At 63.4% G+C, this 407-nt stretch carries 1 protein-coding gene; it reads right to left on the bottom strand.

Annotated elements, in window-relative coordinates:
• Nucleotides 1–59: 59 nt before the first annotated feature.
• The gene (locus ACR9ZJ_RS19410) at nucleotides 60–368 is read right to left on the bottom strand and encodes a hypothetical protein (protein ID WP_481288693.1); all 309 of its coding nucleotides are present in this window, start codon (nucleotides 366–368) and stop codon (nucleotides 60–62) included.
• Nucleotides 369–407 lie beyond the last annotated feature (39 nt).

The following is a 407-nucleotide window of genomic DNA, read 5'->3' as shown; positions in this document are numbered from 1 at the left end:
CCACAACCCAAACGGGCGCGACCGCGGGCGCGCCCTTTTCGTTCGCACGGTATGAAGGCTTACTTCTTCTTGACCTCGAACGCCTCGTTGCCCACGGCCTGGCCGTTGAGTGAGACGGTGACCTTGTACTTGCCTTCCGGCCATTCGTTCGGATTCTGGATCTTGAACGTGGTGACCGCCGGGCCATCGGTGCTGATCGACTGGCTGATGTCGCTGACGGTCGTGGTGGTGTCGCCGTCCTGGTAGGTCCACTTCGCGTTGAGCGTGGCGCCGGCGGTGCTGCCCTCGGTGGCGACCGAGGCGTAGATGGTCTTGTCGGTCGGGGCGAAAGCGGTCTTCGCCTTGGCGACCTTCTTGTCCGTGCCCACGGCGCTGCCCAGGGTGACCGCTGTCTCTTATACACATCT

It is taken from the genome of Luteibacter sp. KNZ12-1A, from assembly GCF_056755675.1.
Note: the sequence above shows the minus strand (reverse complement) of the source record. Positions and strands in the feature narration are given on the sequence as shown.